Here is a 24,586-nt window from a genome sequence, read left to right as displayed (position 1 = left end):
TTCCATTGCAATTTTTTTCAACTAATTATTAACAATTATGGATGTACAAGCGTGGACGTATCTTATTGTCGGCTTGACATTTGCACTCTATATCGGGATTGCGATATGGGCAAAGGCCGGATCTACAAAAGAGTTTTATGTCGCCGGCGCAGGCGTTCCCCCTCTTGCCAACGGCATGGCTACGGCAGCTGACTGGATGTCGGCAGCGTCATTCATTTCAATGGCCGGTCTTATATCCTTCATGGGTTATGACGGCTCCATCTATCTGATGGGCTGGACAGGCGGTTACGTGTTACTTGCCCTGCTTCTCGCCCCTTATCTCAGAAAGTTCGGAAAGTTTACCGTTCCAGATTTCGTGGGTGACCGCTACTACTCGAATACAGCCAGAACCGTTGCGGTTATCTGTGCGATTTTCGTTTCGTTTACGTATGTCGCAGGTCAGATGCGCGGTGTAGGGGTGGTGTTCTCGAGATTCCTTGAAGTCCCGATCAACATCGGCATTCTCATCGGAATGGGCATTGTGTTTTTCTATGCGGTTCTCGGTGGCATGAAAGGCATCACCTATACCCAGGTTGCCCAGTATTGTGTGCTTATTTTCGCATACATGGTTCCGGCAATATTTATCTCGATGCTGATCGCAGGCACTCCTCTTCCCCAGCAGGGTTTCGGCAGTATGCTTACCGATGGCAGCGGCTATCTGCTCGACAAACTCGACGGCCTACACCAGGAACTCGGTTTTACGGCCTACACCGACGGTAGCAAACCTATGATCGACGTCTTCTTCATCACCTTTGCGCTGATGGTCGGTACCGCCGGGCTTCCGCATGTTATCGTACGCTTCTTCACGGTTCCTAAAGTACGTGATGCCCGTATTTCCGCAGGCTGGGCGTTGCTTTTCATCGCCCTGCTCTACACCACCGCTCCGGCTGTTGCGGCATTTGCACGTTTCAATCTCATCAACACCGTAAGCAACACACAGTACGCCGAGCTTCCCTCATGGTTCAAAACCTGGGAAGGCACCGGCCTCATTGCCTGGGTCGATAAAAACGATGATGGCGCCATCCAGTATGTCAACGGCAAGGCTTTCGCCGGCAAACCTGTTTTTGCAGAAGGTGAAGGCGCAGAAGGTCAACGGCTTATCTCGAACGAGCTCACCGATAACGGCAACGAACTCTATATCGACCGGGACATCATGGTTCTGGCAAACCCTGAAATCGCCAACCTTCCGGCCTGGGTCATCGCACTCATCGCAGCTGGCGGACTTGCTGCAGCCTTGTCCACGGCAGCCGGTCTGCTTCTGGTTATCTCGACATCCGTCGCGCATGACCTGATAAAGAAACAGATCAATCCCGACCTGGACGAGAAACTGGAGGTTATGATAGCCCGCATCGCCGTTGCTTTTGCTGTGGTTATAGCCGGTTATTTCGGGATCAATCCTCCGGGCTTCGTCGCGCAGGTCGTTGCTTTCGCATTCGGTCTTGCTGCGTCATCGTTCTTCCCGGTCATCATCCTCGGCATTTTCTACAAACGGATGAACAAGGAAGGCGCGATTGCCGGCATGTTAACCGGCATTATCTTCACTGCCGCGTACATTATTTATTTCAAATTCATCAACCCTGCTGCGAATACCTCTGAAAACTGGTTCCTCGGTATTTCACCAGAAGGAATCGGTACCGTGGGGATGATTATCAACTTCACCGTAAGCTTCATTGTTGCAAAAATCACTCCGGCACCGCCGGAAGACATTCAGGAACTGGTCGACAGCCTCAGGTATCCAAAAGGGGCAGGTGAAGCTTCCATGCACTGATTGTTGTATTTTGAGGAAATGCTCGAAAAAAGGCGCGATGTTCTCGCGCCTTTTTTATTGTGAACCAGCAATCGTAACAGTTCGACTCCCCTTCATGACTGTGCTCATCGGACCCGCCATGTGAAATCCAAAACAATTATTCTGCTGACTTTACCCTGAAATCCATTCGTGTTCCTGCTGTTCACTAAGGATGTTGGATCGAGCCCTGCATGACTCTCCCTTTGCGTCATCACCGGGCTCGACACGGGGGAATTCATCGACATCCTTGAAAATCCCTGAAACCACCACCGGCAACCTGTGCGAATGTCCTCACGGGTTCGAACGTTTTACCCCGCAAAGCTACCCGTATGGCTGTAATACCGTTTATTTTTTTACTTTTGGTTTTCGAGAGCCAGATTTCAAGAGGTGCAGACACAACCTTACATGCTAAATTCCGCTGATCAGAGAAAAAATCCGAACCCGAAAGCAGAGCTGGACAAAAAAGTCGCCGCCCTGCCGCACACCCCGGGTGTTTATCAGTTTATGAACTCCAGGGGAAACGTTATCTACGTCGGAAAAGCAAAAAGCCTGCGTTCGAGAGTCCGGTCATATTTCGGTAGCGGTAACCAGGTATATGGAAAAACCCGGATTCTGGTCAATCATATTGCCGATCTAGAGGTCATCATCACCTCTTCCGAAGTCGAAGCGCTCATTCTTGAAAACAACCTCATCAAGAAGCTCAAGCCCCGCTACAACATCAATCTCAAGGATGATAAAACCTACCCTTATTTGGTAATAACGAATGAACCATTTCCGAGGATATTCATTACACGGCATGTAAAAAAAGACGGTTCTACATATTTCGGGCCTTACACCGAAGCCCGACAGCTCCGTTCAGTGCTCGAGCTGATCAGTTCGATATTTCAGGTAAGAAGTTGCAAGCTCAAGTTGAACGAAGAAAACATCCGACAAAAAAAATTCACGGTTTGTCTGGACTACCACATTCGAAAGTGCAAGGGACCGTGTGAAGGTTTTCAATCCGAAACCGAGTACAATCGTATGATCGATGAAGTTATCAGGCTGCTGAAAGGCAAAACTTCCGACCTGGTTCGCTCGTTGAGCAAAAAGATGTACCGATGTGCCGAACAACTCAAGTTCGAAGAGGCTGCCGAATTGAAACTGCAGATTGAAGGCTTGAAAAAATATGCCGAACGCCAGAAAGTTGTAACGAACGACCCGGTTGACCGTGATGTTTTCGCAATAGCGCGGCAAGGGGACGACGCATGCGGAATCGTCTTTAAGATTCGAGAAGGCAAACTGCTCGGGTCGCAGAGAATGTATTTTTCAAATACTGAAGAAGAACCGGCGGCAAACCTCTTGTCGAAGTTCCTTGAAAAATACTACCTGGAGACTCCGGACCTTATTCCGCAGGAAATTTTCACACAGGCCGCGCTTCCTGAAGAAGACCGAAAAGCTCTTCACACACTGCTCTTCAACAAAAAAAAACAAGAAGCTTCGGCTATCAAATCGATACGCTTCATTACTCCGCAAAGAGGAGAAAAGGCGAAACTTGTAGAGATGTGTCAGGAAAATGCCCGCCATCATTTACAGGAATACCTGATAGAAAAACAAAAACGCGGCGAAATTGCCCGGGAAAATCCTGCTCTCGAAGCCCTGCAGGAGACACTCCATCTCGAACGTCTCCCGAAAAGAATCGAATGTTTCGACAATTCTCATTTTCAAGGCAGTGACTATACCAGTTCAATGGTGTGTTTTACCGATGGAAAACCGAGAAAATCCGAATACAGGAAATTCAAATTGCGGAGTGTCGAAGGTTCCGACGACTATGCCGCCATGCACGAGGCGCTGGTTCGCCGCTACAGCGGTAAACTCTCCAAGGAACTCCCGTCCCCGGACCTCATCGTTATCGACGGCGGAAAAGGCCAGGTTAACATTGCCTGGAAAACCCTTGCCGAGCTGCAAATCAACATACCGGTCATCGGCCTTGCAAAACGCCTTGAAGAAATCTTTCTACCGGGAATCGGAGATCCTTTCAATCTGCCTAAAACCTCACCGGCGCTCAAACTTTTACAGCGAATCCGCGATGAAGCTCATCGTTTCGCGATCAGCTACCATCGAAAACTGCGAACGACACGCACGCTTACAACGTCTCTGACCGATATCCCGGGAATTGGTGAAAAAAGCGCCATGAAGCTTCTGGAACATTTTGGTTCGGCCGAACGGGTTTCACATGCTTCACAGGAAGAGCTGCAGCAAGTGATCGGCCCCAAAATGGCGGAATCCATCATGAAATTCTTCTACGAAAGGAACAAATCAGAAAAAAACGATGACACATGACGGCAATACGGCACACCGCCGAGCGACAGAAGGATTGTTTGGCAGGGTTTTCTGTGAAGCTCTCTTTTTGCAAAAAATCTCGTATATTTATTTTGACATGTAGTAGAGGGTAACGAAGAAGAAAATATACTCCACATCTATGAGCTTCCTTGACTTCTTTGATGAAGGCGGCAATTACGACACGAATGGTTCTTTCGGAAAAGTTCAACTTGACGATCTCGATTTATCATCCATATACGATAGTGAGCAACTGATTGAGATAATCAATCAGTTCAATGATGAGGGAAAACATCAGGACGCACTGACTGTCGCCCGTCATTTGGCCGAAATCGCTTCCTATAATGCCGAATCATGGTTTCATTTAGGAAACTGTTTGACGGTAAACGGTTTTTTTGATGATGCAAAGACAGCGTTCGCCAAAGCTGCCCTGCTCAGTCCAGCGGATAGTGAAATGATGCTGAACCTCGCTCTTGCACATTTCAATACTGCCGATTACCAGGCAGCTCTCGAGAAACTCGATTCAATTTTTTTCGACTCGTCTCTGGAAAAAGAGCTGTATTTTTACCGCGGTTTGATTTTACAAAAACTGGAACGTTACACAGAGTCAGAAACATACCTGGAAAAATGCCTTGAACTTGAACCTGATTTTTCCGAAGCCTGGTATGAACTGGCCTTCTGCAAGGATGTCCTTGGAAAAATGGAGGAAAGCTCTGTCTGTTATCAGAAAACCATCGATCAGGACCCATATAACGTCAATGCCTGGTATAACAAGGGACTTGTCCTCAGTAAACTAAAAAAATACGACGAGGCTCTCGATTGTTACGATATGGCAATAGCCATCGCGGATGATTTCAGTTCCGCATGGTATAATCGGGCAAACGTGCTGGCGATAACAGGTAAAATAGAAGAAGCTGCTGAGAGTTACCTTAAAACAATCGAGTTCGAACCCGACGACATCAATGCGCTCTACAACCTCGGAATCGCTTACGAAGAACTTGAAGAATACGACAGCGCTATCTCCCATTACTCACGCTGTATAGAACTGAAGCCGGATTTTGCCGACGCATGGTTTGCTCTCGCCTGTTGTTATGAGGCCGATAAAGCTTACGACAAGGCGTTGCAATCCATCAATCATGCGCTCGAGTATATTCCTGGATCGGTCGATTTTCTTTTGCTGAAAGCCGAGACCTATTATAATATGGAGCAGCTTGATTTTTCGATTCAAACGTATGAGAAAATCCTTGAGCTGGAAGCTGAATCACCGCAAATATGGGTTGATTACGCCCTTGTTCTTCGAGAAGCATCGTTGTATACTGAATCCATAAATGCACTTGAAAAATCATTGCAACTTCAACCTCAATCTGCTGAAGCACATTTTGAAATAGCTGCAACCTATTTCGCTCTTGGTGATAAAAAAAGTACCATCAGTGCATTGACAAAAGCGTTCACCATCGATCCAGGGAAAAAACAACTTTTCAAAAGCACTTTTCCTGAGCTGTACAATCAGGACTCCATTCGCAAAATACTTGGCATAATTTGAGCATCGGTACCTGACTGTATGTACAGCGCAAAAAAAATTCTTGGCCTGATCGGCAGAAACGTCGATTATTCCTATTCGCCGTTTATTCATAATGTAGCTGCGGAAATCCTGCAGCTGCCTTATCATTATACGATTTTCAATATTCCGTCACCTGAACAGATCCCCTCTGCACTTGAAGGAGCGAAAGTACTCGGTATAGCAGGTTTCAATGTCACGATCCCGTACAAACAAGATGTTGTTGCCTGTATGGACAAACTCTCTCCCGAAGCACGAACAGTAGGCGCAGTCAATACCATCGTCAATGACAAAGGAAATCTTGTAGGGTATAATACGGATATTGCGGGAATCGCTACACCTCTCGAGCCATACAAATCCATGATAATAGGACAGCCTGTAGGGATTTTCGGTAATGGCGGCGCTGCCATGGCCGCTGTTGAGGCACTAAGCGGCAATTTCAATCCTTCGGTCATCCGCCTGTTTTCAAGAAACAGGGAAAAAGGCAAGGCGCTTTGTCATCATTTCCTGAACAAGGTTCCGCCGATACCATTCTCAATCCACCCATTCGATGACTATCCGGCGATCGGTCACTGTAAGCTTTTGATCAATGCGACTCCAATCGGCACGAAGGGGCTGAACTCGGAACATGACAACAGCATCATCCCTGATGGTACGGGAGCAATTCACGAGAATCAGATTATTTTCGATATGGTCTACAATCCCATAGACACCCGGCTGTTGCAAATGGCTTCTCATGCAGGTGCAGTGACCATCCCCGGAATCGAGATGCTTGTCGCCCAGGCTTCACGGTCGTTCGAGATCTGGACCGGCAAACAAATGCCGGCAGCTTCGGTCAAAGAGAGTCTTCGGAAAATGCTCGCAGAAGATAGCCGGCTTTCTTGAAAAACATGTCATACCTACGACCATATTTCGAATACCATCCTCTATTCTTTTTGATAATACCTTACCTGCACAAATCATGTTATTGTTTTTCTTGATTGCGATTCTGGTTGTCGCTCTCGACCAGTTCACAAAAAAACTTGCTGTCGATTATCTGATGCAGAACGAGGGCAGCATCACACTCATCGCCAACTGGCTGAAGCTGACCTACACGGAAAATTCAGGCATAGCGTTCGGCGTATCTCTTGGTTCACAGGCGGTGCTTATCACCATTACCACACTTATCCTTGCGGCATTGCTCGTTTATGTCGTTTTGTCGAAAAATCGCAAACCCTCTTTTTTTGTGACTTTCGGACTTATTCTAGGTGGCGGTATAGGCAACCTTATCGATCGTGCGACAGTAGGCAGAGTAGTCGACTTCATTCATGTGGATATTTATCAAGGATATCTCTTCGGATCCTGGGTATCACTATGGCCTGTTTTCAACATCGCCGACTCCGCAATTACCATCGGAGCCTGTCTTCTTTTGTTTCTGTACAACCGTATTTTCAACCAATGAATGAACCATGTTCGTAGATGTCCACTGCCACCTGTCCTTTCCCGATTTCGACAACGATCGGGATGCGGTCATTAAAAGGTTGAAGGAACAACAAGTATCCTTGCTTATAGATCCCGGCACCGATGCCGTGACAAGTCAACGCTCGATCGAACTGGCTGCCCGTAACAGTTTCATCTACTCGACGGTTGGACTGCATCCGCACGATATCACCGGCATCGTAACCGAAACAACGTTCAGTGAACTCGAAACGCTTGCCGCTTCACCGAAGGTAGTAGGCATTGGTGAAATAGGCCTTGATTATCACTATGATGAATACGACCCTGAACAGCAAAAAGCCGCATTCCGTACAATGCTCAGGATGGCGAAAATGCTTGATTTACCTGTTGTAATTCATAGCAGAGATGCCTGGCAAGATACCCTGAACATACTCGGGGAGGAAAAAGCTTCGAACCTCCGAGGCATCATGCACTGTTTTTCAGGCAATACCGAAATTGCCCGTGAATGCATCGGGCTTGGATTCAAGATATCCATCCCCGGCACCCTTACCTATAAAAAATCGACGCTTCCCACCGTCGTAAAGGCTCTTGATACAGGAGACCTTCTAACAGAGACAGATGCCCCATGGCTTTCGCCCGTTCCTTTCAGGGGAAAACGCAACGAACCTTCTTATGTTGGGCTCGTAACAAAAATGATTGCAGAGATCAAAGAGCTTCCTCTCGAAACAACGGCTGAAACAATAAAACGCACAGCAATGAACCTGTTCGCCATACCCACAGCAACAAAGAAATTTGAGGAAAAAAGAGACAGATGAAACTTTGAAATACGCAAAGACTTGCTTAGGTTGGTGACCGGGACTTATCGTTTAGCAGGTTAAAACAACGACACGTGATATGGTACAGTCAGAGCAAAGACCGGAAGGACAGATACCGCCAATTGAAACCGACGACCATGCCGAAAAGGCTGATCGTCTACTTGAATTTTTTATCTTCAATAAAAACCTGATAATCGGGGCGACTCTGGGTGTCATCGTGATTGCCGGGGGCCTTTTTTTCTATCAGCAACAACGCAATTCAGACGAAATTGCCGCCTATCGCCTACTTTCACAAGTCGAGTCACATGTCGATAACGGAAACTGGCAGCAAGCCGTTGACGGAGACAGCACCATGACCGGTCTGCGGAAAATCATCCGGGAATACGGATCGACGCCGAGTGGAAACCATGCAAAAGTGCTGATCGGAGACAGCTTTCTGGCTCTACAGGAGGCAGATTCCGCCATGACATACTATCGGACCTATACAGGGAAAAACCGTGACCTGGCAGCTTCCGCGAAAGCAGGTGAAGCCGCCAGCCTTCTTCATAAAAAGGCTTATTCCGAAGCAGCTGCAGCATTTGAAAAAGCATCGGAAACAGCTCTAAACCATGCATTGAAAGCATCGTACCTTTCAGATGCGGCAGACACCTATCTTTTGCTGAACAACAGAGACATGGCTGTCGATCTCTATAAACGGATCATCAGAAAATATCCCGGTTTCACCGCAACGGCAAAAGTACAGGAGTCCCTGCTGGCAATTGCCGGAAAAACCGGAAACGTAGATCTATAGAGCAAAAGAAATCTCTATTTTTTCTCTTCGACAACTCCACACTAACAGCAGTCACAATGAGGACCAAGTACAAGATTAAAACCAACTTCGGCGATATCACCGTATCATTGTTCGATGATACCCCTCAGCATAAACAAAACTTTGAAAAACTCGTCAGTGAAAACTACTATGACGGTATTCGCTTTCATCGCGTTATTGAAGGTTTCATGATCCAAACCGGTGACCCTTTGTCACGAAACGATGACAACCGTATGCTGCATGGCACTGGCGGCCCTGACTACCGCATCCCGGCAGAAATCAAACACCCGAATGTCAAGGGAACCCTTGCTGCAGCAAGAGACAACAACCCGCAAAAAGCGTCTTCCGGCAGTCAGTTTTATATCAATCAGGCTGACAATGCTTTTCTTGATGGGGAATATACCGTATTCGGCACTGTAGTCGAGGGGATCGATGTTGTTGACAACATCGCAGTTGTTGAAAAAGATTTCAACGACAATCCTCTGGATCCTGTAACCATCGAGACCATTGAGATAATCAATGATCCTGCATAATCGAGAATACATTGAACAACATAGCGCATAATCTCGAACAGATACATGAAGAAATCCGATCTGCTTGTAAGAAATCCGGGCGTAATCCTTCGGCAATCCGTTTGATCGCTGTCTCGAAAACCAAGCCGGCAGCCCTCATAAAAGAAGCCTACGATGCAGGACAGTTGGATATCGGCGAGAGTTATGTCCAGGAATTCATTGCAAAAGAAAGCTCCGATCAGCTTTCGGAATTACCGTTGCACTGGCACTTTATAGGACACCTTCAGTCTAACAAGGTTAAAGAAATTGTCGGAAAAGTATCTCTGGTTCATAGCATCGACAGACTTGGGACAGCCGAAGAACTTTCAAAACGGGCAACGCGAAAAAACGTCATTGTCGATTATCTCGTCGAGATAAATACTTCCGGAGAAGTTTCCAAGTTTGGTTTGCCTCCTGCTGAACTTCTTCCCGAGGCGGCTCACTTTTTCAATCTACCGAACATTCGTTTGAGAGGACTCATGACCATAGCCTCTCCTGACAGAAAAAAAGCCCGACACGAATTCCGCATGTTGGCAGATCTGCTTGAACAGCTCAGGAGAACCTCTCCTGAGCCGGACCTGCTCACAGAACTCTCCATGGGTATGAGTCAGGATTATGACATCGCCATAGAGGAAGGGGCAACCATGATCCGCATTGGCACCGCTATTTTCGGTTCACGGCAACGATAAAAAAATTGTTGAACTGCTTGATGGCTTGCTGTCTGGAGAGTTCTACCGAAAGGGAAAACGAATACTCATCGACAATGACTTGTCGAATTGATCCCTGCAGGATCAAAACATCCGTTTTGCGGGACGGTACTGTTTCCCGCATGTGAATCCTGCACTGTAACGATCACTTATTATCAGGCACGATTTGAATCGATCGATTCAGGATTTTATATTGTAAGATTGATTATTTTGCAAGATCTTTGCTTTCGAACGGAAGTTCTTAAACGTCTGGGTTCTGTTACCATATGCCTTATTCAAATTCACCTGTCTTTATTCCAGCGCAGCGTGTCCAGAATTATCATTATGCGATCCGTAACATTGTCAGTAAAGCCAGGGACCAGGAAGAGCAAGGGAAAACAGTTACCTACCTGAATATAGGCGACCCGATACTGTATGGTTTTCAGCCACCCGAAGAACTCATAGAATCTACGGTACTGGCTTTGAGGCAGGGACATAACGGCTATTCACCTTCTTGCGGAAAAAAGGATGCGGTTGAAGCGATTGCTGAAGATGCTCTTTCAAGAGGCATTCCTACCTCTCCTGAAAACATCATCATAACCTTCGGCGCATCAGAGGCTGCAGATCTTGTCTGCACTGCGATGTTGAATCCTGGAGACGAAGTACTTTGCCCTTCTCCCGGTTATCCACTCTACAACGCGATAATCGCCAAACTGAACGCCAGGGAAATTCAATATAAACTCGATCCGGCGAACAACTGGTACCCTGATCCGGAGGAAATTGAAAGCAAGATAACCCCTCGGACCAAGATTCTCGTCGTTATCAATCCAAACAATCCGACAGGTGAACTGTATCCTCCTGAACTGATCGGGAAGTTGGTCGCGATAGCCCGCAAACACCGCCTGCTTATCATTACCGATGAAGTCTACCACAAGCTTGTCTATGAAGAAAAACACATTCCTCTTGCTTCGATGGCAGAGAGCGATGTCGCGGTAATCACTATCGACAGCCTTTCTAAAAACTATATGGCGCCGGGATGGCGAATCGGATGGCTCGCAATTACAAACAGCCATCTTATTCCGGATGTGCATTTCGCGTTTATCAAACTCGCAGATGCAAGACTCTGTGCCCCGATGTCTCCGCAATATGCCATAAAAGCCGCCATGAAACTGAGAAAGGACTATATTGAATGCGTTATGAGACGTTTGTACGCTCAACGGGATGTTACAGTCGATATGCTGAATGCAATCCCTGGTATCAGCTGTAACAATCCGAAAGGAGCGTTTTACGTTATGGGAAAAGTCGATCTCGATATGCTTCCGTTCCGTTCCGATGAAGAATTCGTACTGAAGCTTCTACAGGAAAAACAAATTCTCTTCGTGCATGGCTCCGGGTTCGGAACCGACCCTTTACAGGGATTTTTCAGGGTTGTTTTTTTGCCCGATGTTTCAACGCTGAAAAAAGTCTACAGTGACCTCGGCGATTTCATAAAACAATATCAATAACCTTTTTTCACCAACATTTTACCATAAAACCAAACTATCTATCATGATCGAACAACGTGCCAAAATCCAGGAAGCTGTTTCGTTTATCCGTTCGAAAACCAGTGAAGAATATCCTGTCGGAATTGTTTTGGGAACCGGTCTCGGCGCACTGGCCAAAGAAATAGATGTAGAACTGTCGCTTGATTACGGAGATATCCCTTATTTCCCTATATCGACAGTTGAAACCCATCATGGCAAACTTATCTTTGGAACACTTGCCGGAAAAAAGGTAGTCGCCATGCAGGGTCGTTTCCACTTTTACGAAGGCTACTCGATGCACCAGATCGTGTTCCCCATCAGAGTCATGAAACATCTCGGTGTCAAAACCCTCGGCATCACCAACGCCTGCGGCGGTCTCAACCCAGCATTCAACAAAGGCGATATCATGCTCATCGATGATCATATCAACCTTTTGGGAACAAATCCTCTTATCGGACCGAACGATCAGGAAATCGGGCCGAGATTCCCCGATATGTGCGCTCCATACTCTCCTAAAATTCTCGATCTGGCAGAGCAGATCGCCCTTGAAAACAAGATCAAGGTTCAGCGAGGAGTTTATGTCGCTCTTTCAGGTCCTTGTCTCGAAACCCGTGCAGAATATCGCATGCTCAGAACCATAGGTGCGGATGTTGTTGGCATGTCAACCGTACCGGAAGTCATCGCCGCCGTTCACCAGGGAACCGAGGTTTTCGGTATGTCGATCATTACCGATGAATGTTTTCCCGACAGCCTCCAACCGGTCAGCATCGAGGAAATCATTGAAGTATCAAATGAAGCGGAACCGAAAATGACAACCATTTTCAAGAACGTTGTCGAACGACTTTAACCTATAAATACGCAATAACAATGATCGACGCAGTTTCTTTCGAAAACAATACTCTCGGCTACCTCGACCAGCGATTTCTGCCATTGAAAGAAGAGTATATCAGAACAAAAAGCCATCTTGACGCTATTGAAGCCATAAAAACTCTCGCTGTACGAGGCGCCCCCCTCATCGGCATAGTCGCAGGCTATACCGTGGTGCTTGGCCTGAACAGTTATCAGGGAACGAAGGAAGAATTTCCGGTTTACTTCGAAAAACTCATTCAAGACGTCGAGGCGTCGAGGCCAACCGCTGTGAATCTTTTTTTCGCAACTGCATGTATGAAAGCTGTTTATGACACCAGCTTCACTTCGGACACCCTTGAAGAGTTGTTTGCGAAAATGCTTGTTGCTGCAAGAAAAATACATACTGACGAGATCGCCAATTGCGATTCCATGGCTCGATACGGTGTGGAACTCATTCGACAGGATCTTGCAGAAACACTCAACACCAGAAAACTCAACGTCCTGACACACTGCAACACAGGCACACTCGCCACAGGTGGTTCAGGGACAGCTCTGGGAGTCATCAAGCAGGCATGGAAAGAAGGTCTGATTGAAAAAGTAATCACGGCAGAAAGCCGGCCTTTGCTCCAGGGACTTCGCCTGACCGCATGGGAACTCGAAAAGGAAGACATCCCGTTCCTGTCGATCTCGGATTCATCCTCAGCGTTTCTCATGCAGAAAGGTATGATTGATTTCGGTATCGTTGGAGCCGACAGAATTGCGGCAAACGGTGATACGGCCAATAAAATAGGGACATTCGCCCATGCTGTCAGCGCGGCGGCTCATAACATTCCATACTACATTGCCGCACCGGTATCGACTATCGACATAACCATCGAAGACGGTTCACACATTCCAATCGAGGAACGCAGTGCCGATGAACTCAGAACAATTTTCGGAACCCAGGTTGCAACACCTTCCACACCTGTGCTGAACTATGCATTCGATGTAACCCCCAACCAGTACATCCGTGGCATCGTCACAGATAAAAAAGCTGTGGTTGGCAATTACGTCGAGGATCTGCAAAAGCTCATAGCCTAAACCTTCTTTTAAACAATCTAACAAAGGGGAGCGAGCTCCCCTTTGTTATTCCAAAATTGTTCGTTATACTTTTTCTTACAGCTGAAAACCTTCTGTACTGAGGAAATCAAGCGTTATGTTGTATCCCACAGCCCCCTACACTTTTAATTTTCTTGCAATAATGATCATGAGACGTTCGGAAAGAGCCTTCCCCGTAGAAGGGTTGTCGCACACAGAAGCAGGCTTTGCACCCAGAACATTCAATTAAGAGATGAAACACTGGTTAAAGAAAGACAAAACCGGAGAACAGGAATCTCAACACAGCGAGTCATCCGGTCATTCATTGCAGGTTTTCAATTACAACGATTTTCTCGATCGCGTCATGGGAGATAAAGAACTCGCCATGAGTATCCTGGAAGAATTTACCGAGCTAATCGGAGAACACGCCGAAAAGCTCCGGCAAGCCGTTGAATCGGGTGACCATGAAACAATCAGGCAGATTGGGCACATGATCAAAGGCGAATCAGGCAACATCAGTGCACCTGCCCTGTATGAAAGCGCTTATGCAATGGAAAAATCCGGAAAAACGCAAGACCGGACAGAGCAAGAGGCACTTCTTCCGACACTTCTCGAAAATATAGAAACCCTTAAAAAAGTGATCAGAGAAACGGTGCAAAAAAAATCCGGTTAAATTCATATTTTTCTTGTGCATTGGAACCTTGCGCGCATTTTCTGTAACATTTCATAAAGAAGCACTCTCATGGAAGCACTGTTTCTGGCCCGGCTGCAGTTTGCTCTGACTTCAGTATTCCATTTCTTCTTTGTCCCGCTGACCCTTGGTCTTTCGATATTCGTTGCCATTATGGAAACTGCCTATGTGAAAACCGGCAACGAAATGTATAAACGACTGACTAAATTCTGGGGTAATATTTTTCTGATAAATTTCGCAGTCGGAGTCGTTACCGGAATTGTTATGGAGTTCCAGTTCGGACTCAACTGGTCGGAATATTCCCGATTCGTAGGAGACATTTTCGGAGTCCCTCTGGCCATCGAAGCCTTGCTGGCTTTTTTCCTCGAATCAACCTTTCTCGGCATATGGGTATTCGGATGGGACAGACTCTCCAAAAAACTTCATGCCACAACCATCTGGATCGTAGCGATTGCATCGAACCTGTCTGCTTTATGGATTCTTGTCGCGAACTCGTTCATGCAGTCTCCCGTCGGATATCGCTTGACTGAAGACGGTTCAAGGGCAGAAATGACCGATTTCTGGGCTCTTCTTTTCAACCCGCACGTCTGGGTTCAGTTTCCACATGTCATTGCCGGGGGAATTACAACCGGAGCATTTCTTGTTATCGCCATAAGCACCTTCCATCTTGCAAGAAACAAGGGGAACAACGAGCCTTTTAAAAAATCACTCAGATACGGAGCGGTTTATGCTTTTGTCGGTACCATACTTGTCACACTAGCCGGGCACACCCAGATGCAAGATCTGCTCAGGACACAACCAATGAAGGTCGCTGCCGCCGAAGCTCTCTGGGAAACTGAAAACCCCGCCAGTTTCTCGCTTTTTACAATCGGAAACGAAGAGGAGCTCAGGGACGTATTTTCCATAAGAATCCCAGGCCTGCTTTCATTCCTGGCTTTCAACTCGTTCGAAGGCGAAGTCAAAGGGATCAAGGATTTGCAGGCTGAATACGAAATCACCTATGGACCGGGGAACTACATCCCTCCCATAGCCATATCATACTGGAGCTTCCGCCTGATGGTGGGAGCAGGAACATTGATGCTCATCATAGCGTCTCTGACACTACTGTATGTGATCAGAAATAACTATGCGTTTCCTCGATGGGTAGAAAAGTTGCTGCTTTGGTCTTTTCTGTTTCCCTACCTTGCAAACTCCACCGGGTGGATTCTAGCTGAAATAGGACGTCAGCCGTGGATTGTTTTCGGATTACTGAGAACCGAAGACGCCGTCACTCCGGCCTCTGTTGTCAGTAGTAGCGAAGTCATGTTTTCGATGATTGTTTTTGTATTGATTTACAGCGCCCTGACTCTTGCCGACATTTATTTGATTAAAAAATCTGCAGTGGCCGGACTTCCGTCTCTGGAAACAACCGAAGGGAGAATATGATGGATCTCGAAACCTTACAAACGATCTGGTTTGTTCTCGTTGCAGTACTTTTCACCGGATTCTTCTTTCTGGAAGGATTCGACTACGGCGTAGGTATCCTGCTCCCCTTTCTCGGCAAAGATGATCGCGACCGTCGTACAGTCATCAATACCATTGGCCCTTTTTGGGATGGAAACGAAGTCTGGTTGATTACTGCGGGAGGAGCAATGTTTGCCGCGTTTCCACATTGGTATGCAACCCTTTTCAGTGGCTTCTATCTCGCTTTGATACTGATGCTTGTCGCACTCATCATCAGGGGAGTAGCCTTCGAATTCCGCAGTAAAAGCGATAATCCCACATGGCGAAACCTGTGGGACTGGGGGATTTTTTTCGGTAGCGCCGTCCCGGCCCTGTTGTGGGGAATAGCTCTTGCCAATATCATCAGGGGAGTTCCAATAGACCGGAACATGAATTATGTTGGAGGATTTCTCGATCTTCTCAACCCATACGCTCTCATATGCGGTATAGCTTCCTTCAGCATTTTCACTCTTCATGGCTCGGTGTTTCTCACCTTGAAAACAAAAGACGCATTACATGAAAGGGCGATGAGTTTCGCAAAAAAATGCTGGGCACCTGCCACACTGTTGTCGTTTGCCTTTACCGTCTATACGTTTCTAGAAACCGATCTGTTCGCACGACTCGGAATCAACCCCGGCATTGTACCGGTTTTCAGTGTCGTTGCACTTGCCTCGGTCATTGTTCTTCTGCAAAACAATGCAAGCGGCTGGGCATTCGCCATGACCGGCGCTGCAATAGCCTTTTCAACCATTACCATCTTTCTCGGCCTCTTCCCGAGAGTCATGGTATCGAGCCTTGACCCGGAATGGACCCTGACTATTTACAATGCTTCTTCATCTGCATATACGTTGAGCATTATGAGCATCGTCGCACTGATATTCGTCCCAATCGTGCTGATCTATCAAGCATGGACATACTGGATTTTTCGTAAAAGGCTCGGGACCGATTCGGAACTCGAGTATTGACAAAAGTGTCAGAAGCGAAGCATGCGGTTGACTTTCAACCGGAAACCTTCTGTGCTCTTCGGCCTACCATTCCGGCTCCCGTTGTACACTCCAAATTAATTGCTTACCATTAGTCGAAGCAAAACGAGACATCATCATGAATCTTGACAGACGGCTTCTTCTGCTGGTAAAGCAATATCCGCTCCCCTTTATCGCATCGGTAGTACTCGGTGCTCTTGGAGGTGCTCTCTTGATCGGCCAGGCAGCCCTCCTGAGCAGTGTTATCAGTGCCGTTTTTCTGGAAAACGTCGAGCTTGTTCATATTGTTGGCTTACTCGGGCTTTTTGGAATCGTAAGCATTTGTCGAACCGTTATAAACTGGGCCAGCCAGAGCGAAGCAAACCGGGGAACCCTGAAAATAAAAAAGCTGCTTCATCAACAGCTGCTTCACAAAATCTCCGACCTTGGGCCTCCATACACGGAATCGATCGGGAGTGGACAACTCAGCACGAAACTCCTCAAAGGTGTAGAGGCTCTTGATCCGTATTTCAGCCAGTACATTCCTCAGATAGCACTCTCCATCCTTGTACCTCTTTTCATCGTATTCGCGGTATTTCCTGCAGATATGCTGACAGCGCTCATCTTACTTGTGACAGCACCTCTCATTCCGGTCTTTATGGTACTCATAGGAAAAGCCGCACAGATAGCAACTGAAAAACAGTGGCAGACCCTCTCGAGAATGAGCGGTAATTTCCTGGATGTACTCCAGGGACTGACAACGCTGAAACTGTTTGGAAGAAGCAAAGAAAGAGTCCGCTCCATATCCGAAATAAGCGAATCTTTCCGTCATTCCACTATGAAGGTCCTGAAAGTCGCGTTTCTCTCCTCTTTAGCCCTCGAACTTGTAAGCACCATCAGTACGGCAATCATTGCTGTAGAAATCGGTTTGCGGCTCCTCACAGGATCGATAGCCTTCAAGCCCGCTTTTTTTATTCTTCTACTGACCCCTGACTTCTATCTCCCACTTCGTCAGCTCGGCACAAAATTTCATGCAGGAATGGAAGGAACGAGTGCTGCAAAAGATATTTTCAACGTGCTCGAAAAAAAAGGTTTTCAGAAAACATCAGTAGCCACTCCCTCATCTTTACCGGCCATATCGAAGGAGCCGATTATTTTCGAAAAAGTCTTTTTTTCCTATACCGGAGACAGTTCGTACACATTGAAAAATGTCAGCTGCAGGATAGCTCCTGACGGCGTCACGGCAGTGACCGGCCCTAGTGGAGCGGGTAAAACCACATTCATCAATATACTCCTGCGCTTCATCGATCCCCAAAAGGGGAACATCACGCTCGGAACGACCGATCTGCAAAAGATCGGTCGTAATGAATGGCAAAAAATGATATCGTGGGTACCACAGCACCCGTATATTTTCAATACAAGTCTGCGTGAAAACCTGCTTCTTGCAAACAAGGATGCTTCTGAACAAGAGCTGATGCAAGCGATCGAGTACAGTTGCCTCGGCCCCTTTATCAGCTCTCTTCCCAAAGGACTCGATACGCCTGTAGGTGAACAGGGAGCCGGAATAAGCGGAGGAGAAGCCCAACGCCTCTCATTTGCACGTGCATTCCTGAAAAATGCACCGATCCTCATTCTCGATGAACCTACTTCTCACACCGACCCTGGCCTTGAAAGGCAGCTTCTTGCATCGATGAACCAGCTTGTCGAAGGCAAAACAACCATACTGATCGCTCACCGCTTGAGCACGGTTGAAAACGCCGACAAAATCCTTGTGTTCGACAAAGGATCTATCATACAATCCGGAACACATTCTTCCCTTTTGCAAGAAGAAGGTTTTTACAAAAGCGCCTTACTGGTTTTCGAGGAGGATTCAACATCATGAAAGAACTGTTGAGGCTTCTTGGTATCATTCGGACATATCACTGGTGGATGATTCTTGCCGCCACTCTGGGTTTCGCCACAATCGGAAGCGGTATAGGCTTGCTTATGTCTTCAGCGTATATAATCGCCAAAGCTGCATTGCAACCGCCATTTCACGAACTCCAGCTCGGTATTGCCGGAGTCAGACTCTTCGGTCTGGCACGAGGTGTTCTCCGTTATATAGAAAGACTTGTTTCTCATAGCACAACCTTCAAAATCCTCTCGGGATTACGGGTCTGGTTTTATGAATCCCTCGAACCTCTCGCCCCGGCAAGACTTCTTCAATACAAAAGCGGGGATCTTCTGCAAAGAATAACAAAAGACATTGATTCACTCGAAAACCTCTATTCACGTGTCATCGCCCCCCCGTTGACAGCAATCATGATCTCGGCCCTGCTCTGGTTTCTTTTGGGGAGCTTTTCTCCGATGTTTTCCATTACACTACTTTGTTTTCATGCGTTTGCAGCAGTAGGTATTCCGCTTTTTACCGGGCACATCAACCGGGGAACGGCAACAAAGATAGCCGGAATCCAGGCAGAACTGCAGAGTACGACTATCGACTTTGTGCAGGGCCTTAGCGACCTGATGCTTTTCAACCGGCTCGATGATCATATGGAAAAACTGTATCGACTGAAAACAGATGAACTGAAGCTGCAAAGAAAGCAGGCACTCATTCAACGATTGCATGAACCGCTGATCGGGCTCCTGATGAACAGTGCCGTTCTTGCCCTTTTATGGACCCTGACGCCACAGGTATCCAACGGCACCATCGATGGAATTTATACTGCTGTCATCATTATCGCTGTCATGGCGTCTTTCGAAGCGTTTCTCCCCTTGCCGGATGCCACTCACCATCTCGAAACCAGTGCTGCAGCCGGAAAAAGACTTTTTGAAATTGTAGACACGAAACCTGCTGTTCCATCCCCTCTTCACCAAGAGCCCTTTCCGGCCAACTGTTCCATCAAATTCGAAAACATATCTTTCACCTATCCACAAACATTCTCCCCTGCGCTCTCATCTCTGTCGTTACAGATCGAAGCAGGAGAAAAAGTCGCTATTATCGGACCAAGTGGAGCGGGAAAATCGACCATAACCGGCTTACTGTTGGGTTTTTGGAAACCGTCACAGGGAAACATCTTTATAGGCAATAGAAGCATACGGAACCTCGATGCGGAAACAATCCGCAAAAACATCGGTATCGTCAGCCAGAAAACCTATCTTTTCAGCACCTCTATCAGGGAAAACTTGCTTCTGGCAAAACCGGATGCAGATGACAAAGAACTGAAAAATTCACTGACATACGCCGGGCTCTCATCGTTTACAACCAAGCTTGATCAATGGGTAGGGCAACACGGCATGAAACTGAGCGGTGGAGAAAGACAAAGAATGGCAATTGCAAGAATGCTTTTAGAGGATGCACCGATTATCGTTCTTGATGAAGCAACGGCAAATCTCGATACGGTCACTGAAAAAAGTGTGATACAGAGCATTCTGGGACTATGCAACAAACAACCCGCAAAGACTCTGCTCGTTATCACTCATCGCCTGCGCAACATGGCACAGTTCGACAAGATAGTTGTTCTTGAAAAAGGCTGTATCGTCGAGCAGGGTGCTCATCATGAGCTTTTGAAAAAAAACGGTCTCTACGCTTCAATGTGGTCACTGCAGCACCGGCAGACCCCTTCTGAACTCCTGACCGACTCATAGAGGCTCCTCTCTGTTTCCTGCACCTCGATTACTTCGTTGGTCCCGACAAGCCGGGATCGAAATCCTCATACCCCCTAAACGCCAGTCTCTGTTCTCTGTTCGCCCTGCACTTCAACCCGAAACCTGCCTCTCGACATGAGAAGAACACACCTCCACTCGAACGAGTAAACGCTTAACTCCCCGCTTGCAACGAGTTATGCTTATCCTTATACTACTCTCAAAAAACGGAGGTATCGTGTCTTGTCATAGCGTCGTGTCCCGTACGAGAGAAAACTTCTGACAATTCGGCACATCGTTGAAGAAAACCCTCGCAGTTATCCTACCGTATTGGTAGAATACCCGACTTTTTACTTAATTTGTTCATGTCAAAAACCGTCTCGGCAATCACAGGTCTTGTTACCCTGATCCTCGTTTGTACTGCAAGCTATATCTGGCTTGACCGTCCTGTTACCGATTTTTTTCTCGATCTCCGGGAAAGCATGCTGTACCAGATCTTCAAGCAGATCACACGGCTTGGTGAATCTCAATGGTACCTTGCCGGGGGATTACTCTTATGGCTGTTCTACAGAAAAAAAGATCCGCTCAATGCGGGTGGCGGCCTGCTGCTCCTGAGTTCCGTTGCATTGTCGGGAATCATTGCCTATACTCTTAAAAGCCTTCTCGGCAGAGCACGGCCACGGCTTTTTGATCACCATCAAATCTATGGATTTGATTTTTTTCACATCGAGTATGCCTGGCAATCATTTCCTTCCGGACATTCAGCCACAGCGCTGGGAGCAGCCTCTGCGATGGCTCTGATTTTCCCACGCTACAAAATATTTTTCTATATCGTAGGGGGTATTGTTGCGGCGAGCAGAATCATTCTTGCCCAACACTGGCTCAGTGATGTCATTGCCGGCTCAATCCTCGGTCTGGCCACAACCATCCTGCTTTACAACAAATATTTCCGGAAAACCATGTATGACAAACCATTCTGAACATTCTTCCCGATGGGACGTTCTTCTACTGGCAGCTCTTTTCATAGTGAGTTTTTTTGCAGGGCTGGGTTCAGCACCCCTTTTTGACGTCGATGAAGGAGCGTTCAGCGAAGCAACCCGTGAAATGCTGGCAAGCGGTAATTACCTTACGACCTATCTCTATGGAGAGCCACGTTTCGACAAACCGATTCTGATCTACTGGCTGCAGGCACTGAGCGTCAAACTGTTCGGGCTCAGTGAATTCGCTTTCCGTCTGCCTTCAGCGATCGCCTCCACCGCCTGGGGAAGCGCCATATATCTTTTCACCCGCAGAACGTTTGACAGATCCACAGCCTTCGCCGCTACCGCTACCATGGCACTTTCCCTTCAAGTGACCATTATCGGTAAAGCAGCAATTGCCGACGCACTGCTCAACGCTGTTCTAGCCCTTGGTATGTTTTCCATTTTTCTTTACTACAAGGAACGGAAACAGGGATATATTCTGCTTACCTTTGCGGCTATAGGTATCGGCTTCATGACGAAAGGACCGGTTGCAATACTGATACCGACAGCTGTTTCCTTTATTTTTTTTCTGTTCCAGCGAGACCTTCGAACATGGTTGAAAGCAGTTTTCAACCCTGCAGGAATACTCCTCTTCACTATTATCGTTTTACCATGGTACACTCTTGAATACCTGGACCAGGGAATGGCGTTCATTGAAGGCTTCTTTTTCAAGCACAACATCGGCAGATTCAGCAGCCCGATGGAACAACATGGTGGCTCACTCTGGTATTACATCCCTGTCCTTCTTCTCGGCATTTCACCTGCTACGGGGTTGCTCGGGCCGGTTTTCCGAAAAATACGGTCCCTGACAGCCGATCCCCTCAACAGCTATCTGCTGACATGGTTCAGTTTTGTTTTTATCTTTTTCTCCTTTTCGGGAACAAAACTGCCCCACTACATCATTTACGGCTATACCCCTCTGTTCATTCTTATGGCTCAGGGGTTGCATTCAATCCGCCGGGCCTTCCTGATCAACCTGTGGCCAGCAACCATCCTTCTCCTGCTCGCATGTGTACCCTTGCTTATTTCTCATATACATACCGATGACCTCTATATTTCCGCTCTTCTCGAGAGCGCAACCGTGCTCATGAAACAGTCTGGACACCTGTTACTGCTCTCAGTCGCAGCCGCTGCAGTCATCGGATGCTCATTTCTCCCCGGTATATCTGTCCGGAACCGTTTTATTGCGGGGGGGATTGTTTTCTGCCTTACAATCAATTTCCACATCATGCCTCTTGCTGCGAGACTCCTGCAGGAACCGGTAAAAGAAGCCGCATATATCGCAAAAGAAAGCGGTTATAAAATCGTTATGTGGAAAATCAATAACCCTTCTTTTTTAGTATATTCCGAAACCTTGACCGAAAGACGGAGACCGGAGCCTGGGGAAATTGTCCTTACGAATGTCAAATACCTCCAAAAGCTCCAAAACCCTATCGTCATTTATGAAAAAAACGGCATTGTTTTAGCAAAACTTCCCGATTCCGCCACTTGAGGCGGCTCAATAAACCCTGCTTTATGAAACTTTCGGTTGTCATACCGTTGATGAACGAGGAAGAAAGTATCGAATCGCTTTTTGAAGCACTCGAATCAGCATTGTCCGGTATCGAACACGAAATCATCATTGTCGATGACGGCTCGACAGACGCAACCGTATCGACGGTAAAAAAATTCGCTCCAAAGAACACGAAAATTTTGATTTTCAATAAAAATTACGGGCAGACAACGGCCCTCGCTGCAGGCATCGACCACGCCGGAGGCGAATTGATAGCGACTATGGACGGCGACCTGCAGAACGATCCGACCGATATACCGGCCATGATCTCCTATCTTGAAGATAACGATCTCGACGTCATAGCAGGCAGAAGAGCAGGTCGAAAAGACGGTATGTTTCTCCGAAAAATCCCGAGTAGAATCGCCAATACCCTTATCAGGACCATGACGGACGTGCATATCAGGGATTACGGCTGTACCCTGAAAGTCTTCAAAAAAGAGGTGGCCAAAAACCTCGGGCTCTATGGAGAGCTTCACCGCTTCATTCCTGTGCTCGTTCAGCTTTACGGCGCACGCATGGCCGAAATGGATGTCAAACACCACGCAAGGCAGTACGGTATTTCCAAATACGGCATCGGTAGAACTTTCAAGGTATTGAGCGACCTTCTTTTCATGGTCTTCTTCCAGAAATTCGGCCAAAAACCGATGCACCTATTCGGAACATTGGGCTTTCTCGCTCTTTTTCTGGGCATCGCGATCAACCTCTACCTTCTCGTCGTCAAGCTCATTGGGCAAGAGATAGGAGGACGCCCACTCTTGATGCTCGGCGTGATTCTGACATTCACCGGCCTCCAGTTGATCACAACGGGTTTCATTGCAGAGTTTATTATGAGAACCTACTATGAATCCCAGAACAAGAAACCCTATATCATAAGAGAAATAGTTGATAAAAAAGAGCATCAGTAAGAAAAAACTTGTCAGGACAATCATTCAACTCCTCATATCGTGTATCGCGCTGTCCATAGTCCTGATAAAAACCGATACGGAAAAGCTTCTGGAAATCATCAGTACGGCCAACCCGCTTTATCTGATGCTTGCTTTCGTGGTATTCAACATCTCGAAAATTCTCAACGCACTGAGATTGAACAGATTTTTCAGGGCAATCGGTCTGCAACTCAGGGAGCTCTATAATCTTCAGCTTTACTATCTTGGGATGTTTTACAACATGTTTCTTCCTGGCGGCATAGGGGGTGACGGCTACAAGATTTACATCCTGCAAAAGAACCACAGCATCAAAATGGTCAATGTTTTCAACGCGGTGTTCTGGGACCGGGTTGCCGGAGTCGTCGCGCTGGCATTTCTGACAGCAGTATTTCTCATACCGAGTGGCTTCGCAAATCTTTATGGTGAGTATGTTCCTGCAACCTACGCTGTCATCGCACTTTCCTACCCGTTATCGTGGTTGCTTACAAGACTTCTTTACAGGCAATTCAACAGTATCTTTTTGATTACCGCAGGGGAATCCATACTGATTCAGGCTGCTCAAGCGCTTTCGGCCTGGTTCATTCTTCTGGCGCTTTCCGTGCCGTCTAACCATATCGACTACCTTGCAGTTTTCCTTGTTTCAACGGTTGCCGTAGTTCTGCCGATTACCGTAGGCGGTGCCGGAGCAAGGGAAATAACCTTCTTCTACCTGCTGCAGCCTCTCGGACTCGACACGAATGCCGGCGTAGCCCTCTCACTTATTTTCTTTGCAATTGGCGCTCTCTCAGCACTTATCGGCATGTTCCTGCAAGGTAGACCGGGCGAAAAATATGAAAATAGGGAAAAAGAGTTATGAGGAAGAGAATCTCCATCATCTCGCTCAAC

At 47.1% G+C, this 24,586-nt stretch carries 23 protein-coding genes; 21 read left to right on the top strand and 2 right to left on the bottom strand.

The genetic code is table 11. The features are described 5' to 3' along the window. Positions 1–37 precede the first annotated feature (37 nt). Positions 38–1,807 (top strand): sodium:solute symporter family protein, encoded by a 1,770-nt coding sequence (locus QZ209_RS05315; protein WP_294345353.1) that lies wholly within the window; start codon positions 38–40, stop codon positions 1,805–1,807. 150 nt (positions 1,808–1,957) lie between these two features. Here QZ209_RS05315 and QZ209_RS05310 read toward each other — a convergent pair whose 3' ends face one another. After that, positions 1,958–2,095, bottom strand: coding sequence for a hypothetical protein (locus QZ209_RS05310; RefSeq protein WP_294345350.1), 138 nt, complete (start codon positions 2,093–2,095; stop codon positions 1,958–1,960). Between the two features lie 135 nt (positions 2,096–2,230). On the opposite strand from QZ209_RS05310, the gene uvrC reads away from it, so the two are divergent. From uvrC to QZ209_RS05270, 8 genes are all read left to right on the top strand, one after another. Further along, entirely contained in the window at positions 2,231–4,144 is a 1,914-nt protein-coding gene (gene uvrC / locus QZ209_RS05305; RefSeq protein WP_294345348.1) for an excinuclease ABC subunit UvrC, read from the top strand. 139 nt (positions 4,145–4,283) lie between these two features. Then, positions 4,284–5,684, top strand: a complete 1,401-nt coding sequence (locus tag QZ209_RS05300) for a tetratricopeptide repeat protein (protein WP_294345345.1) — start codon at positions 4,284–4,286, stop codon at positions 5,682–5,684. Positions 5,685–5,702: 18 nt separating this feature from the next. Continuing rightward, positions 5,703–6,584 carry a shikimate dehydrogenase gene (gene aroE / locus QZ209_RS05295; RefSeq protein WP_294345342.1) on the top strand — a complete coding sequence of 294 codons (882 nt, stop codon included), beginning with the start codon at positions 5,703–5,705 and terminating at the stop codon, positions 6,582–6,584. A 76-nt stretch (positions 6,585–6,660) separates the two neighbouring features. Beyond that, entirely contained in the window at positions 6,661–7,140 is a 480-nt protein-coding gene (lspA, locus tag QZ209_RS05290; protein ID WP_294345338.1) for a signal peptidase II, read from the top strand. A gap of 7 nt (positions 7,141–7,147) precedes the next feature. Continuing rightward, entirely contained in the window at positions 7,148–7,951 is an 804-nt protein-coding gene (locus QZ209_RS05285) for a TatD family hydrolase (RefSeq protein WP_294345335.1), read from the top strand. Between the two features lie 79 nt (positions 7,952–8,030). Then, on the top strand, positions 8,031–8,741 hold the full coding sequence (locus QZ209_RS05280) for a tetratricopeptide repeat protein (RefSeq protein WP_294345332.1): 711 nt from the start codon (positions 8,031–8,033) through the stop codon (positions 8,739–8,741). A 56-nt stretch (positions 8,742–8,797) separates the two neighbouring features. Next, the gene (locus QZ209_RS05275) at positions 8,798–9,292 is read left to right on the top strand and encodes a peptidylprolyl isomerase (protein ID WP_294345327.1); all 495 of its coding nucleotides are present in this window, start codon (positions 8,798–8,800) and stop codon (positions 9,290–9,292) included. Between the two features lie 11 nt (positions 9,293–9,303). Further along, on the top strand, positions 9,304–9,999 hold the full coding sequence (locus tag QZ209_RS05270; protein WP_294345324.1) for a YggS family pyridoxal phosphate-dependent enzyme: 696 nt from the start codon (positions 9,304–9,306) through the stop codon (positions 9,997–9,999). On the opposite strand, the gene QZ209_RS05265 is transcribed toward QZ209_RS05270, so the two are convergent. Beyond that, positions 9,974–10,141 (bottom strand): hypothetical protein, encoded by a 168-nt coding sequence (locus QZ209_RS05265; protein ID WP_294345321.1) that lies wholly within the window; start codon positions 10,139–10,141, stop codon positions 9,974–9,976. The genes QZ209_RS05270 and QZ209_RS05265 overlap by 26 nt on opposite strands. A 142-nt stretch (positions 10,142–10,283) precedes the next feature. Here QZ209_RS05265 and QZ209_RS05260 point away from each other — a divergent pair, with 142 nt between their 5' ends. The 12 genes from QZ209_RS05260 (at position 10,284) to QZ209_RS05205 (ending at position 24,557) form a co-directional block, all read left to right on the top strand. Continuing rightward, on the top strand, positions 10,284–11,501 hold the full coding sequence (locus QZ209_RS05260) for an aminotransferase class I/II-fold pyridoxal phosphate-dependent enzyme (protein WP_294345319.1): 1,218 nt from the start codon (positions 10,284–10,286) through the stop codon (positions 11,499–11,501). Between the two features lie 43 nt (positions 11,502–11,544). Further along, a complete protein-coding gene (locus QZ209_RS05255) occupies positions 11,545–12,366 on the top strand; it encodes a purine-nucleoside phosphorylase (protein ID WP_294345316.1) in 822 nt (273 codons plus the stop codon). Positions 12,367–12,386: 20 nt separating this feature from the next. Continuing rightward, entirely contained in the window at positions 12,387–13,448 is a 1,062-nt protein-coding gene (gene mtnA, locus QZ209_RS05250; protein ID WP_294345314.1) for an S-methyl-5-thioribose-1-phosphate isomerase, read from the top strand. Between the two features lie 250 nt (positions 13,449–13,698). Continuing rightward, on the top strand, positions 13,699–14,118 hold the full coding sequence (locus tag QZ209_RS05245; protein WP_294345312.1) for an Hpt domain-containing protein: 420 nt from the start codon (positions 13,699–13,701) through the stop codon (positions 14,116–14,118). Positions 14,119–14,187: 69 nt separating this feature from the next. Continuing rightward, positions 14,188–15,561, top strand: coding sequence for a cytochrome ubiquinol oxidase subunit I (locus QZ209_RS05240; protein ID WP_294345309.1), 1,374 nt, complete (start codon positions 14,188–14,190; stop codon positions 15,559–15,561). Beyond that, complete coding sequence (cydB, locus tag QZ209_RS05235) at positions 15,561–16,583, top strand: cytochrome d ubiquinol oxidase subunit II (RefSeq protein ID WP_294345434.1); 1,023 nt, start codon at positions 15,561–15,563, stop codon at positions 16,581–16,583. Before QZ209_RS05240 ends, cydB begins: the two co-directional genes overlap by 1 nt. Positions 16,584–16,719: 136 nt before the next feature. Next, positions 16,720–18,462 (top strand): thiol reductant ABC exporter subunit CydD, encoded by a 1,743-nt coding sequence (gene cydD / locus QZ209_RS05230; protein ID WP_294345308.1) that lies wholly within the window; start codon positions 16,720–16,722, stop codon positions 18,460–18,462. Further along, on the top strand, positions 18,459–20,207 hold the full coding sequence (cydC, locus tag QZ209_RS05225) for a thiol reductant ABC exporter subunit CydC (RefSeq protein WP_294345306.1): 1,749 nt from the start codon (positions 18,459–18,461) through the stop codon (positions 20,205–20,207). Before cydD ends, cydC begins: the two co-directional genes overlap by 4 nt. A 362-nt stretch (positions 20,208–20,569) precedes the next feature. Next, the gene (locus tag QZ209_RS05220; RefSeq protein ID WP_294345304.1) at positions 20,570–21,184 is read left to right on the top strand and encodes a phosphatase PAP2 family protein; all 615 of its coding nucleotides are present in this window, start codon (positions 20,570–20,572) and stop codon (positions 21,182–21,184) included. Continuing rightward, entirely contained in the window at positions 21,168–22,718 is a 1,551-nt protein-coding gene (locus tag QZ209_RS05215; RefSeq protein ID WP_294345302.1) for a glycosyltransferase family 39 protein, read from the top strand. Before QZ209_RS05220 ends, QZ209_RS05215 begins: the two co-directional genes overlap by 17 nt. A 23-nt stretch (positions 22,719–22,741) precedes the next feature. Beyond that, positions 22,742–23,683, top strand: a complete 942-nt coding sequence (locus QZ209_RS05210) for a glycosyltransferase family 2 protein (protein ID WP_294345300.1) — start codon at positions 22,742–22,744, stop codon at positions 23,681–23,683. After that, positions 23,661–24,557 carry a lysylphosphatidylglycerol synthase transmembrane domain-containing protein gene (locus QZ209_RS05205; RefSeq protein WP_294345299.1) on the top strand — a complete coding sequence of 299 codons (897 nt, stop codon included), beginning with the start codon at positions 23,661–23,663 and terminating at the stop codon, positions 24,555–24,557. The genes QZ209_RS05210 and QZ209_RS05205 overlap by 23 nt, the downstream gene beginning before the upstream one ends. Positions 24,558–24,586: the final 29 nt, after the last annotated feature.

The sequence above is a fragment of the Prosthecochloris sp. genome (genome assembly GCA_015482705.2).
Lineage (GTDB): Bacteria > Bacteroidota > Chlorobiia > Chlorobiales > Chlorobiaceae > Prosthecochloris.
This window is presented reverse-complemented; position numbering and strand designations above follow the sequence as displayed.